This is a genomic window from Pararhodobacter sp. CCB-MM2 (assembly GCF_001691415.1).
GTDB lineage: Bacteria > Pseudomonadota > Alphaproteobacteria > Rhodobacterales > Rhodobacteraceae > Pararhodobacter.
Window position 1 is genome coordinate 19145 of the sequence record NZ_LRRR01000014.1, and the last position, 13029, is coordinate 32173.

Annotated in this window: 12 protein-coding genes; 3 read left to right on the forward strand and 9 right to left on the reverse strand. The window is 67.9% G+C overall.

The annotated features are described in order from the left end of the window. Nucleotides 1-6: 6 nt before the first annotated feature. The 5 genes from BCY78_RS14195 to hisA all read right to left on the reverse strand — a co-directional run bounded on the left by BCY78_RS14195 (nucleotide 7) and on the right by hisA (nucleotide 5298). Nucleotides 7-1380, reverse strand: coding sequence for an FAD-binding oxidoreductase (locus BCY78_RS14195; protein ID WP_068303056.1), 1374 nt, complete (start codon nucleotides 1378-1380; stop codon nucleotides 7-9). Further along, complete coding sequence (locus tag BCY78_RS14200) at nucleotides 1377-2462, reverse strand: CaiB/BaiF CoA-transferase family protein (protein ID WP_068303058.1); 1086 nt, start codon at nucleotides 2460-2462, stop codon at nucleotides 1377-1379. Before BCY78_RS14200 ends, BCY78_RS14195 begins: the two co-directional genes overlap by 4 nt. Next, nucleotides 2455-3222, reverse strand: a complete 768-nt coding sequence (locus BCY78_RS14205) for a glycerophosphodiester phosphodiesterase (RefSeq protein ID WP_068303060.1) — start codon at nucleotides 3220-3222, stop codon at nucleotides 2455-2457. Before BCY78_RS14205 ends, BCY78_RS14200 begins: the two co-directional genes overlap by 8 nt. After that, on the reverse strand, nucleotides 3219-4391 hold the full coding sequence (locus tag BCY78_RS14210) for a glycosyltransferase family 87 protein (RefSeq protein WP_068303264.1): 1173 nt from the start codon (nucleotides 4389-4391) through the stop codon (nucleotides 3219-3221). Before BCY78_RS14210 ends, BCY78_RS14205 begins: the two co-directional genes overlap by 4 nt. 184 nt (nucleotides 4392-4575) lie before the next feature. Continuing rightward, nucleotides 4576-5298: a 1-(5-phosphoribosyl)-5-[(5-phosphoribosylamino)methylideneamino]imidazole-4-carboxamide isomerase gene (gene hisA / locus BCY78_RS14215; protein WP_068303062.1), complete on the reverse strand. Its 723-nt coding sequence runs from the start codon at nucleotides 5296-5298 to the stop codon at nucleotides 4576-4578. 200 nt (nucleotides 5299-5498) lie between these two features. Between hisA and BCY78_RS14220 the strand changes: the two genes are divergently transcribed. Together BCY78_RS14220 and BCY78_RS14225 are read left to right on the forward strand one after the other, a co-directional pair. Beyond that, complete coding sequence (locus tag BCY78_RS14220) at nucleotides 5499-5687, forward strand: hypothetical protein (RefSeq protein ID WP_068303063.1); 189 nt, start codon at nucleotides 5499-5501, stop codon at nucleotides 5685-5687. After that, a complete protein-coding gene (locus BCY78_RS14225; protein ID WP_083195042.1) occupies nucleotides 5687-7153 on the forward strand; it encodes a sodium:solute symporter in 1467 nt (488 codons plus the stop codon). The genes BCY78_RS14220 and BCY78_RS14225 overlap by 1 nt, the downstream gene beginning before the upstream one ends. A 215-nt stretch (nucleotides 7154-7368) precedes the next feature. Here the strand turns inward: BCY78_RS14225 and mazG are convergent, their stop codons facing one another. After that, complete coding sequence (gene mazG, locus BCY78_RS14230; protein ID WP_068303064.1) at nucleotides 7369-8178, reverse strand: nucleoside triphosphate pyrophosphohydrolase; 810 nt, start codon at nucleotides 8176-8178, stop codon at nucleotides 7369-7371. 65 nt (nucleotides 8179-8243) lie between these two features. Between mazG and BCY78_RS14235 the strand changes: the two genes are divergently transcribed. Continuing rightward, nucleotides 8244-9398, forward strand: a complete 1155-nt coding sequence (locus BCY78_RS14235; RefSeq protein ID WP_068303065.1) for a M20 aminoacylase family protein — start codon at nucleotides 8244-8246, stop codon at nucleotides 9396-9398. A 198-nt stretch (nucleotides 9399-9596) separates the two neighbouring features. On the opposite strand, the gene BCY78_RS14240 is transcribed toward BCY78_RS14235, so the two are convergent. From BCY78_RS14240 to BCY78_RS14250, 3 genes are all read right to left on the reverse strand, one after another. After that, nucleotides 9597-10937, reverse strand: a complete 1341-nt coding sequence (locus BCY78_RS14240; RefSeq protein ID WP_068303069.1) for an 8-oxoguanine deaminase — start codon at nucleotides 10935-10937, stop codon at nucleotides 9597-9599. Nucleotides 10938-10988: 51 nt separating this feature from the next. After that, the gene (locus BCY78_RS14245) at nucleotides 10989-12392 is read right to left on the reverse strand and encodes a uracil-xanthine permease family protein (protein WP_068303070.1); all 1404 of its coding nucleotides are present in this window, start codon (nucleotides 12390-12392) and stop codon (nucleotides 10989-10991) included. A 104-nt stretch (nucleotides 12393-12496) separates the two neighbouring features. After that, complete coding sequence (locus BCY78_RS14250) at nucleotides 12497-12982, reverse strand: ureidoglycolate lyase (protein ID WP_068303071.1); 486 nt, start codon at nucleotides 12980-12982, stop codon at nucleotides 12497-12499. Nucleotides 12983-13029 lie beyond the last annotated feature (47 nt).

A 13029-nucleotide genomic window follows, 5' to 3' on the forward strand; every position in this document is an offset into this window, starting at 1 on the left:
GGCCTGTTAGCCGCGCCCCGTCAGCCGGTTGCCGATAGCCGCCAGTCGTGACGGCGGTCCCCCTGCGGCCTCGCTGCGATCCGCCATGGCGAAGAGCTTGTACATCGCGCGGACGCCCAGCCAACGGAAGGGTTCCGGCTCCCATTGGCTGACGCGGCGATTGACCCAAGGCAGGCCGGTCAGCGGCGTCCGCTTCCCCAGCGCCAGATCGGCCAGCGTCCGACCCGCCAGGTTCGAGGTACTGACCCCGGTGCCGACATAGCCACCGGCCCAGCCAATCCCGTCTGCGCCCAGCCCCACCGTCGCGCACCAATCGCGCGGCACGCCGAGGACGCCGCACCACGCATGGTCGATCTTCGCCTGCCGCGCGGCGGGGAAATGCTTGTGCAGGATCGCCGTCAGCCGCCGCACCGTCTCGGCATCGGGCGTGCCGTCGCGGTCGATCTTCGAGCCGAAGCGATAGGGCACGCCGCGCGCACCGACGGTGATCCGCCCCTCGCGCGTGCGCTGGCAATAGCAATAGGTATGGTCGAAATCGCCGAGGATCTCGTGCCCGTCCCAGCCGATCTGTGCCCAGATTTCCGGCGACAAAGGCTCGGTCGCGATCTGCGCCGAATTGAGCGGGAGCCATTTGCGCCGCAGCCCCGGCAGGGTCGCGGTGAAGCCCTCGGTGCAGCGCAGGATGATCGGCGCGCGGACCTCGCCTGCGGGCGTCGTCACAAGGCGGGGCGCGATGCGGGTGACCTCGGAGGCCTCGTGGATCGTGACGCCCAGCCGCTCGACCGCCGCGGCCAGACCGCGCACCAGCTTGGCGGGCTGAATGCGCGCGGTGCCGGTCACCACCATCGCGCCCTGCGCATCGGGGATGGCGACGCGGGCGCGGGTTTCCTCGGCGCCGATGGTGAAGACGCGCCCGCCCTCGCCCCAATTGGCGCGGTGCTTGATCTCGGCCTGCAGACGCTCCATCTGCGCCGGATTGGTCGCCACCATCAGCTCGTCGCAGCGGCGGATATCGGCGTCGATCCCCTCGACCTCGGCCACGCGGATGACCTCGTCCACGGTGCCCATCATCGCCTGCACCATGCGGCGTACGGCCTCGACCGACGTCGTCTCGGCATAGCGCTCATGGTTCCACGCGAAGCCGCCCGAAAGCCAGCCGCCGTTCCGTCCCGAGGCGCCGTAGCCTGCGAAATTCTTCTCGAGGATCGTCACCCGCAGCGCGGGGTCCTGCTGCTTCAGATAATAGGCGGTCCAGAGGCCGGTATAGCCCGCGCCGATGATGACAACATCGGCCTCGGCCGGCCCCTGAAGCGCGGGGCGCCGGGTCTCGGGCAGACCGATATCGGCGTACCAGAACGAGAGTTTGCCCAGGGTCGTCATCTGAGGTTCAGCCCTTTCAGGATCTCGTCGCGGTGTTGATTGCGTCGCGGGGCCGGGGCGGGTTCACGCGCCTGGCCATCGAAGCGCGGCGCGGGCCGGGGTTGCAAAGCACCGTCCACCTGCGCCCAGGTCTGCCGCGCGGCGAGATGCGGATCGGCCAGCGCCTCCTCGGGTGTCAGCACCGGCGCGACGCAGGCATCCGAGCCCGCGAACAACGCGGTCCAGTGATCGCGGGGTTCGGCGGCGAAGATCTCGGTCAGGCGCCGCGTTGCCTCGGGCCAGCTGGCGGGATCGTTTTGTCTGGCAAATGCCGGATCCGCAGACAGGGACATTTTCGACAAAAACTCGGCGTAGAACTTCGGCTCAAGGCATTGGACTGACACAAATCCTGCATCCGCACATTCATAACTGCGCGACCAATGTGGTCCGTCGAGGATCGAGGAACCGCGCTGCGCCCGGAACATCCCGCCCGAACGCATCAGCATCAACAGCGCCATCATATGCGCCGACCCATCGACGATGGCGGCATCGACCACCGTCCCCTGCCCTGTCCGTCCGGCGCGAATGAGCCCCGCGAGCATCCCCGCGACAAGGTACATAGCGCCCCCGCCGATATCGCCCACCAGCGTCGGCGGCGTGACCGGCGGCTGCCCGGGCGGCGAGGCATACCACAGGGCCCCCGACAACGCGATGTAATTGAGGTCATGCCCCGCCTGCAGCGCACGCGGGCCGTCCTGCCCCCAGCCGGTCATCCGCCCGTAGACGAGGCGCGGGTTCCAAGCGTGGCAGGCCTCAGGCCCCAGACCCAGCCGTTCCATCACGCCGGGGCGGAATCCCTCGATCAGCCCGTCGGCCGAGCGGATCAGCGCCTCCAGCACCGGGCGGTCATCGGGCGATTTCAGGTCCAGCGCGATGGTCTTCTTGCCGCGGTCCAGAAGGTTCGTCTCAGGAAGACCCGGCAACGGCGGGCCATCGGGGCGCTGGACGCAGATCACCTCGGCCCCCAGATCGGCCAATGTCATCGCGGCGAAGGGGCCCGGTCCCAGTCCCTCGATCTCAACGATCCTTATGCCTTCAAGCATCCGCTTCCCTCCATTCGCCCCGCGATTGCAACACCGCCTTCAGCAGCGTCGGCCGGTCGGTCATGATCCCGTCGACGCCCATGTCCAGAAGCTGCCGCATCTCGGCCTCGTCATCCACGGTCCAGACCTGAACCTGTACCCCCCGCGCATGCGCCGCGCGAAGGAAACGCGGCGTCACCACTCGGATCCCCCGGAACGCCAGCGGCACCTGCACAACCGGGAAGCGCCCATGCCAAATCGGCAGGCCCCAGCCGCGCAGCCAGAGGCCCAACACCCCGCGATGGGCCGGCGACCAGCTGATACCGTCGCCCAGCAAGCCCCGCAGACGGGCCGTGCGGCGCGGGTCGAAGCAACCGGTTCCGAAGCGCTCGATAGCCCCGGCACGGCGGATCACCTGCGCGAGGGGCTCGACGACATCCGGCGCCTTGGGTTCGATGTTGAACAGCGTGTCGGGGAATTCCTCCAGCACCTCGGTCAGCCGGGGGATCGCGGCGCCGCCATGGGTGCGCAGGCGCTTCAACTCGGCCCAGGTCAGCCGATCGATACGCCTCGGGTCGCCGGTCAGACGGGCGAGCGTGGCGTCGTGATGCACCACCACCTCGCCATCCAATGTCAGACGAACGTCCGTCTCCAGATGGCGGTAACCGAGGCCGACGGCATGGGCGAAGGCGGGAAGCGTGTTCTCCTCGTTCTCCAGCCCGCCGCCACGATGGGCAATGGGAACCGGGCGCGGATGGTCGAGCCAGCCGGGAAGGGTCATCGCGGGTCCTTTCGGCGCAAGATCCAGATCAACAGGCCCAGCAGGATCAGATAGGCCACCGCGCCGAACGAGACGAGCGCTTGCAAGCCCTGCGCGCGCTCGTCCAGCGATTGCCCCATGGTGCCGAGCGCGTGGATCAGGCCCCAGCCGCCGGCGACCCAGCTCAAGGCCAACAGCAGGATACGCTCGGACAGTTGCGTCCGGACGAGGACGTCGCCCGCCACCAGCGCCCCGCCGACGACAGCCAGCACCATGTCGTAATCGTAGAAATAGGGGCTGATCAGGGTCGAGGCAAAGCAGGCCGTGGCGAGGGTCCAGCGCAGCGGCAAGCCTTTGCGCAGGGTGACGGCGACCGCGCCGCAGGCCGTCAGCGCCAAGGCCCCCTGCGCCACGATGGCCACGCCGGCGGGCACGCCGAGGCTGTAGAGCAGCGCGTAGAGCGAGGTCATCCGCACGAAGGGGTAGAAATCCGCGCTGAGTGCCGCGCGGGCGCTGTCCACGCCCTGTCCGAAGGCGGCCCAGATCTGCGGCCCCAGCACCGCTGTCGCCAGCAGCCCCAGCGCCACGGCCACCGCCACGGCCAGCGCCAGCACCGCCCACCGCGCCCGCAGCAGCGCGTGCAAGCCCACGCCGATGCCGAGGTGCGGCTTGATCACCAGCAGGCCCAGCGGCAGGCCCGCCCAGCGGCTGCCGCGCAATGTCAGACAAAGGAAACCGGCGATCAGCGCGCCGGTGAGGAAGGCGTTCTGGCCGATCGAGGCGTTGATATAGATTGGCAGCGCCCCGGCCAGCAGCACCGCAAAGAACGACGGACCGGCCAGCCGGGCCAGAAGCCACAGGAACAGCGTCAGCGTCGACAGGGTGAACAGCGCATAGGCGATCCCCCTCGGCAGCAGGGGCAACGGCGCCACCAGAAGGTCGAATTGCGGCGGATAGGTCCAGGGCATGAAGGCCTGTTGGCCGGTCAACTCACGTTGGATCGCCGCCATGCGGGCGACGTCATGGGCCTCGGCCGCGCGACCGTCGAGGACCAGCTGGCCGGTGATGTAGAAGGCGTCGAAATCCGCGAGGATGCCATGGGCCCCCAGTGTGGGCACCGCCGTCGCGCTCTGCCAGATGGTGAGCACGAACAGCGCGATCAGCACCCCGGCGAGGACGTTGTTGCGCATGCTGCGCGTAATGCCGCCTGCCGCCATGCTCTGCCCTGCTCCTGTCACGCGCACCGGGTGTCGCGCGAAGCCTAGCGGCGGGGGAAGGCTCTGGCAATGCTCAGGAAAAATTGGAACGGAAGGGATGTCAGACAGCCAATCGCCTGACATTCCAAGCCGCCCTATGCGCCTTGGAAGGCCGCTGTCAGGCTTTCAGCGCCGCCAGTGCCTCGGCAAGGTCCAGCTTGCCGTCATAGAGCGCCCGGCCCGAGATCGCGCCGTTCAGGGGCGCGCCGGTTTCCTTCAGTGCGATCAGGTCTTCCAGCCGCGAGACCCCGCCCGAGGCGATGACCGGGATCGAGGTCGCCCAGGCCAGCTCGGCCGTGGCTTCAACGTTCGGGCCCTGCATCGCGCCGTCACGGTCAATGTCGGTGTAGATGATCGCAGCGACGCCCGCGTCCTCGAAGGCGATGGCGAGTTCGGTGACCTTGACGTCGGTCTCCTCGGCCCAGCCCTTGGTCGCGACGAGGCCCTTGCGCGCGTCAATCCCCACGGCCACCTGCCCCGGGAAAGCCCGCGCGGCCTCGCGCACGAGGTCCGGATTCTCGACCGCCACGGTGCCGAGGATCACCCGCGCCAGCCCCTTCGAGAGCCAAGCCTCGATGGTGGCCATGTCGCGGATGCCACCGCCCAGCTGGCAGGGCACCTTGACCGTCTTCAGGATCGCCTCGACGGCCTCGGCATTGACCGGCTTGCCGGCGAAAGCGCCATTGAGATCAACGAGATGGATCCATTCCGCGCCCTGATCGGCAAAGGCCTTGGCTTGGGCTGCCGGATCGTCATTGAAGACCGTCGCCTTTTCCATCGCGCCCTTGTACAGGCGCACGCATTGGCCGTCTTTCAGGTCGATGGCAGGATAGAGGATCATGGCGGTCTCCGCTGTTGGCTGAGGCGGATGTAGCGCCCCTGTCCCGCAGATGCAAATCCCCTGCGCCCGGCGCCGGAAATTGATTGACCACATAGTAAAAAATACAACAAAATCAACAGTAAAGCCGTTTCGCACTTGCAGCGATGGGGTCTCGCCCCTACACCACCCCATCCCGTAAAGCGGGCATGGAGGATCAGGGAATGGACAGACGCGGGGGCTTCGGCCCGTGGCTGGCGGTGCTGGCGGTATTGGTGGTTCTGGGCGGTGCGGTGCCCTATGGCGTGCTGGCCGGGCATGAGGGCTGGTTCACCACCCTGTTCTGGCTGGCCTTCGGCGTAGCGGTGATCGTGGTCATCGCGGCCGGTGTCAAAGGCTGGAGGGATCGCTGATGCTGTCGCCCCTGACGATCTGGACCGCGATTGCGGTCTTCACCCTGTTCGGCTTGTTCCTTGCGTGGCGCGCGACCCGTGAAAACGCCGGCACGGCCGAGGATTACTACCTCGGCAGCCGCAATTTCGGCGGTGTCGTGGCGGGGCTGTCCTATGCCGCGACGACCTATTCGGCCTTCATGCTGGTGGTCCTCACCGGCCTGACCTATCGCGGCGGCATCGGGGCCTTGGGCTTCGAGCTGATCTATTTCGCCGGCCTCGGCCTGCTGGTGATCTTCGCGCCGCGCTTCTGGCTGGCAGCAAAGCGCTGGGGCTTCATCTCGCCGGCCGAGATGCTGGGCGCGCGTTATGGCTCCGTCTGGGTGGCACGGGCGGCGGCTTTGGTCGGCCTTGTGTTCCTGATGCCCTATTGCACGACGCAGATGGCGGGGATCGGCTTGCTGCTGTCGGGTGTGACCGGCGGTGAAATCTCCTTGGTCGAGGCCGTGGCTACCGGTGCTTTGCTGGCGGCGATCTGGACGCTGTTCGCGGGCCTGCGCTCGGTCGCCTGGACCGATGCGGTGCAGGCGGTGGTGATGCTGGTCTCGGCGGTGCTGGCGATCCTGTTTGCCGTCGCGGCCATCGGCGGCTGGGGCGAATTCGCGCGTGTCAGCATGGAGACGCAGGCCCAGCGCCTGACGGTCCCCGGCCCCGGTCTGTGGAGCCTCAACACCTTTATCGCCCTGTCGCTGCCCTGGTTCTTCTTCGCGATCTCGAACCCGCAGGTCAGCCAAAGGCTGTTCATCCTCAAGGACATGGCCTCGATGAAGCGGATGATCTTCTGGGTGCTGGGCTTCGGTCTGGTGTTCACACTGATCGCCGTGACCTGGGGCTTTGCGGCGTTGCAACTGGCGCCGGGGCTGGAGAACACGGCGACGGCGACGCCCGCCCTGCTGACCTCGGGCGCGATCCCGGTGCCGGTGGCGGTGCTGCTGATCCTCGGCATCCTCGCCGCGGCGATCTCGACGCTGGATTCCATCGCGCTGACCCTTGCCTCGATGGTGGCGCGGGACGTGTTGAAGGACGCGCGCCCCTCGGCGCAGATCCTGACGGGCCGCGTGGTGGTGATCCTGGTGATCCTGTTCGCCGCGCTTTTTGCGGTGCAGAAGGCGCAGATCGTCGACCAACTGGCGGCCTTGTCGGCGGCGGGTCTGATGGTCACCGTGCCGGCCATCGTCGGCGCCTTCTTCTGGCGCCGGGCGACGGCGGCGGGGGCGCTGGCCTCGATTCTCGGCGGCGCGGCGCTGGCCGTGTGGATGGCGATGATCCAAGGGGTGAGCGTGTTCAACCCGGTGCTGGCGCTGAGCGTGCTGGGCCTGACCGTGGCGCTGTTCGTGGTGGTCTCGCTGGTGACGAAGCCGAAAGCCACGGCGCTCGATTTCGGCGCCGAGCTGCGGGGCGAGTTGGACCGGCACGGCGCTTGGTAAGATCAGCCAATTGTTGAAAAAGAAGGGGGCCACATGGCCCCCTTTTCCTTGCGCGGAGCCAAGGCCGGAGGCCGCCGCGCATCGCCGGCGCGCCCCTATGCGGCGGCGATTTGGTCGGGCTGGGTGCCTAAGGCAGAGGTCGCCCGGACGTGGCTGGCATAAAGCGCGCGGCACAACCCGCGGATCGCCCCCGCGCGCGCCGTCGCCCCGCGGCTTCAGCCCTTGGCGGCTTTCTCGGCGGCCTTAGCCTGATCCCACAGCGCATCCATCTCGGCCAGATCGCTGTCCGTCGGGGTCCGGCCCTGCTCGGCCAGCGCGGCCTCGATGAAGCGGAAGCGGCGGGTGAACTTGTCATTCGCCGCGCGCAAGGCCGCCTCGGGGTCGATATCCAGATGCCGCGCAAGATTGGCCATCACGAAAAGCAGATCGCCATATTCCTCGAACTGATCTTCCTTCGCGGCCTCGGTCAGCTCCTGCGCCTCCTCGGCGATCTTGGCCACCACTTGCCCCACATCGGGCCAATCAAACCCCACCCGCGCCGCGCGCTTTTGCAGCTTCACCGCCCGCGTGAGCCCCGCATGGCCAACCGGCACATCGTCCAGCACACCTGTCTGCGCCCGCGCCGCGCGCTCCTTGGCCTTCAGCACCTCCCAGGCGTCGGTCTGCGCCTCGGCGCTGTCGATCACCACGTCGCCGAAGACATGCGGATGGCGCGCGACCATCTTGTCGGCGATGGCGCGCAGCACGTCGTCCAGGGTGAAATGCCCGGCCTCCTCGGCCATCTGCGCGTGATAGACCGACTGGAACAGCAAATCCCCCAGCTCGCCTTTCAGCCCGTCCCAATCCTGCCGCGCGATCGCGTCATCGACCTCATAGGCTTCCTCGATCGTGTAGGGCGCGATCGAGGCGAAATCCTGCTCCAAATCCCAAGGACAGCCGCCCTCAGGATCGCGAAGGCGGGCCATGATCATCGCCAGACGCGGCAACCCGCCGCTGGGATCGTGGATGAGGGGATCGTCGGCCATTGCGCCCACCCGGGTTATTGAGGATGCTGCCGCCTCTATCCCAAAGCGAGACGCCGGAGTCCACCATGCCCGTCCTGAACCGCATCGCCGATTATGCCCCCGACATGACGGAATGGCGCCAACATCTGCATCAACACCCGGAAACCCGCTTCGATTGCGAGGAAACCGCCGCCTTCATCGCCAGCCGCCTGCGCGAGTTCGGCATCACCGAGATCCATGAGGGCATCGCCCAATCCGGCCTCGTCGCGATCATCGAGGGGCAAGGCGAGGGTCCGACCATCGGTCTGCGCGCCGATATCGACGCGCTGCCGATCACCGAGGAGACGGGCCTGCCGCATGCCTCGAAGAACCCGGGCAAGATGCATGCCTGCGGCCACGACGGGCATACCACCATGCTGCTGGGTGCCGCGCGCTATCTGGCCGAGACGCGCAACTTCTCGGGCCGCGTGGCGCTGATCTTCCAGCCGGCCGAGGAATGGGGCGGCGGGGCCGAGGTGATGGTCAAGGAAGGCATCATGGAGCGCTTCGGCATCGGGCAGGTCTATGCCCTGCACAACGCGCCGGGGGTCGAGTTCGGCCGCTTCGAGGGCGCGCCGGGCCCGCTGATGGCGGCGGTGGACACGCTGACGGTGCATGTGACGGGCCGGGGCGGCCATGGTGCGCATCCTGAGGAGACCGTCGATCCGGTCGCGGCCATCGTGCAGATGGTCGGCGCGCTGCAGACCATCGTCTCGCGCAACCGCAAGGGCACGGATGCGCTGGTGATCTCGGTCACGCAGATCCACACGGGCTCGGCCGACAACATCATCCCCGAGACCGGCTGGTTCTGTGCCACGGTGCGCACCTATGACAAGGCGGTGCAGGACATGGTCGAGGCCCGCTGCCACGAGATCTGCACGGGCATCGCCACGGCGATGGGCGTGAAGGCCGAAGTGACGTTCGAGCGCGGCTATCCGGCAACGGTGAACCATGCCAAGGAGTTCGACTTCGCGACCGCCGTGGCCGGAGAGATCGGCTCCAGCGCCGGCGAATGCGAGCCGGTAATGGGGGCCGAGGATTTCGCCTATATGCTGGAGAAGCGTCCGGGCGCCTATCTGTTCCTCGGTCAGGGCGAAGGCGCGGGCCTGCACCATCCGAAATACGATTTCAACGATGCGGTGGCCCCCGTCGGCGCCAGCTTCTTCGCGCGGCTGGTGGAGAAGGCGCAGCCCCGCGCCTGACGGGCGTCGGCGCGGGCCGGCGGGCCGGGCGTGCGTATTTGCAGCAGAGTGAATGAGCAGGGGCGGCGCGGGGAGACCGGCGCCGCCCTTTGAGTATTTGCGACAAGGTGATGGGGCGAAGCCCGGAGGCGCGGCCAAATTGCGCGCATCTTTGTTCTCTAAATATCCTCGGGGGATTTGGGGGGCAGACAGCCCCCCTTACGCCATCAGCCGCTTGGTGGCGCGCCGGGCTTTCTCGGCGATCATCCCGGCCTCGAGGGTCGCAAGCTGGAAGTCACGCACGATAGTCCGGCCCTCGACCAGCAGGTGTTTGACACGGTGCGGCCCGCAGAGGACCAGCGCCGCGACGGGGTCCCAGCTACCCGCCGCCTGCAACGCGCTTAAGTCCCAGATCGCGAGGTCGGCGCGTTTGCCGGGCTCGATCGAGCCGAGCTCCCCTGCCCGTCCCAGCACCGTGGCGCCGCCCAGCGTCGCCACCTCCAGCGCCTCGCGGGCGGACATGGCGTCGGCGCCATTGGCGACACGCTGCAGCAGCATGGCCTGACGCGCCTCGTTGATCAGATCGCCCGCGTCGTTCGAGGCCGAGCCGTCGACGCCCAGCCCCACGCGGACGCCCGCATCCCGCATCGCCCGCACCGGCGCGATGCCCGAGCCGAGGCGGCAGTTGGAGCAGGGGCAATGCGCGACGCCCGTCTTGGTATGGGCGAAGAGCGCGATCTCAGCGGCGTCGAGTTTGACGCAATGCGCGTGCCAGACATCGGCGCCGGTCCAGCCCAGATCCTCGGCATATTGGCCGGGCCGCACGCCGAATTGCGACAGGGAATAGGCGATGTCCTCGTCATTCTCGGCCAGATGGGTGTGCAGCATCACGCCCTTGTCGCGCGCCAGCAGCGCCGCGTCGCGCATCAGTTCCCGCGAGACCGAGAAGGGCGAACAAGGGGCCAGCGCCACGCGGGTCATGGCTTCGGGGCGGGCATCGTGGAAGGCGTCGACGACGCGGATGCAATCCTCAAGGATCGCGCGCTCATCCTCGACCACGCTGTCGGGCGGCAGGCCCCCTTTCGATTCACCGATGGACATGGCGCCGCGGGTCGCATGGAAGCGCAGGCCCAACTCGGCGGCGGCGTGGATCGTGTCCTCAAGCCGCGCGCCGTTGGGATAGAGGTACAGGTGGTCCGAGGACATCGTGCAGCCGGTCAGCGCCAATTCGGCCAGCCCCAGCTGCGTGGAGATGTGGAAATCCTCGGGCGTGTAGCGCGCCCAGATCGGGTAGAGGGTCTTCAGCCAGCCGAACAGCAGCGCATCCTGCCCGCCGGGCACGGCGCGGGTCAGGGTCTGGTACAGGTGATGGTGCGTGTTGACGAGGCCGGGCGTGACGACGCAGCCGCTGGCCTCGATCACCTCGGCGCCGTCCGCGCGCAGGCCCGGCCCGACGGCCGTGATGGCGCCGTCCTCGACCAGCACCGAGGCGCCCGCGAGTTCGCGCCGCGCCCCGTCCATCGTCACCACCACATCGGCGTTGCGGATCAGCGTTTTCATTTCGGCCCTTTCGGCAAAAGGAAACGGGCCCCGAAGGGGGCCCGCCATGGTTCAGTGCTTGGTGCCCGAGAGCCCGCCGTTGACCTCTTCCGTCGATTCCTCGGTGAGGTTCTCGGGCAGGATCAGGTTCAGCACCACAGCGATCAGCGCGGCGGGCAAAAGGCCCGAGGTCAGCAGGATCTGCAGCGTGCGCGGCAGGTGTTGCAGGGCCGAGGGCTCCAGCTGCAGGCCCAGACCGACGGACAGGGCGACCGCGAAGATCACCATGTTGCGGCGGTTCCAAACGACGTCCGACAGCATCGAGATGCCCGAGGCGCAGACCATGCCGAACATGACGATCACACCGCCGCCGAGCACATTGATCGGCACGGTGTTGATGAAGGCGCCGACCTTGGGCACCAGCCCGCCGAGGATCAGGAACAGCGCGCCGAAGGTCACGACATGGCGGCTCATCACGCCGGTCATCGCCACAAGGCCCACATTCTGGCTGAAGGACGTGTTGGGCAGGCCGCCGAACACACCCGCGATGGCGGTGCCGAGACCGTCCGCGAAGGTCGCGCCCTGGATCTCCTTGTCCGTGGCCTCGCGCCCCGCGCCGCCCTTGGTGATGCCCGAAGTGTCGCCCACCGTCTCGATGGCCGAGACGACGGCCATGAAGCACATGCCGATGACGATGGCCCAGTCGAACTGGAAGCCGTAGTGGAAGGGCGAGGGCACGGTGAACCAGCCCGCGCGGCCCAGCGAGGTGAAGCTCACCTGCCCCATCATCAGCGCCACGAGGTAGCCCGCGACGATGCCGATCAGCACGGCGGCGACGGCGGTGAAGCCCCGGGTGAAGAACTTGATGCCGAGGGTGACGAAGATCACCACCAGCGCGGGGGCCCATTTTTCCAGCGTGCCGAAGGCCTCGGTTCCCATCAGGGGCACGCCGCCCGCTGCGTATTGGATGCCGACCCGGACCAGCGCGAGGCCGATCATCAGGACGATCAGGCCGGTCACCAGAGGCGGCAGCGCGAAGCGGATCTTGCCGATCACGGTGCCCAAGAGGAAATGGAAGATGCCGCCGATCATCACGCCGGTCAGCAGCCCGCCAAGCCCCGCGACACCGGCGCCCGCGACGGCGGGGATCATGATCGGGATGAAGGCAAAGGAGGTCCCCTGCACGATCGGCAGGCGCGCGCCGATGGGGCCGAGGCCCACGGTCTGGAACAGCGTGGCGATGCCGGCGAACAGCATCGACATCTGGATCATGTAGGTCATGTCGGGGAAGCCCAGCGCCCCCTGATCCGAGCCAAAGCCGATCCCCGCCGCGCCGCAGACGATGATCGCGGGGGTCACGTTGGCCACGAACATCGCCAACACATGCTGGATGCCCAGCGGCACCGCGATGCCCAGCGGCGGCGTGTAATTCGGGTCCTTCAATTGCTCGGGCGTGCCGATGCGAGAGGTGCTCATTCCGATGTCCTTTCCCTGTGGGGGCGTTCTTGCACAGCCGCCCGCGCCCCGCCCCCGGGGTTGCGCTGCGGTCAAGGAGGCCGGGTTGTTCCCGGTCTTTTCGCTCAGGCGATCACGCTGAAGGGCGTGTCGAACCAATGTTCCTGAAGATTGGGCGTCTGGCCGATCCGGTCGACCACCGCGAAGAGGCCGGGCGCGGCGAGCGGCGTCAGCACGCCGTGCCAGGTGTTGCGATGCAGGTTGATGCCCTGCTTGCCATCGGTGACGAAGGCGAGGGGCTGGCCCGGCTGGCCGCCCTCATCCGGCGCGACGATCACGAGGAACGGGTGTTCGTGCAACGGCAGGAAGGCTTGCGAGCCTTCGGGGTGACGCTCGACCATGTCGAGCCGGTTGGGCAGCGCGCGGGGCTCGGCGTTGAAGATCGAGATCCCGGCGCGGCCCTCGGGGCCGAAATCGAGCTGCGCGCGGTCGTGGAAGCGGCCGCAGAGACCCTGATTGATGATCTTGTCCGGGGCGCCTGTGGCGGCGAGGACATCGCCGAAAGGGGCGAAGGCCTCTTGGGTCAGGGGTTGGACGCGGATCTCTTGCATGACGGGCCTTGGGTTCGGGTGGAGAGCGCCGGGGGTTTCACACCCCC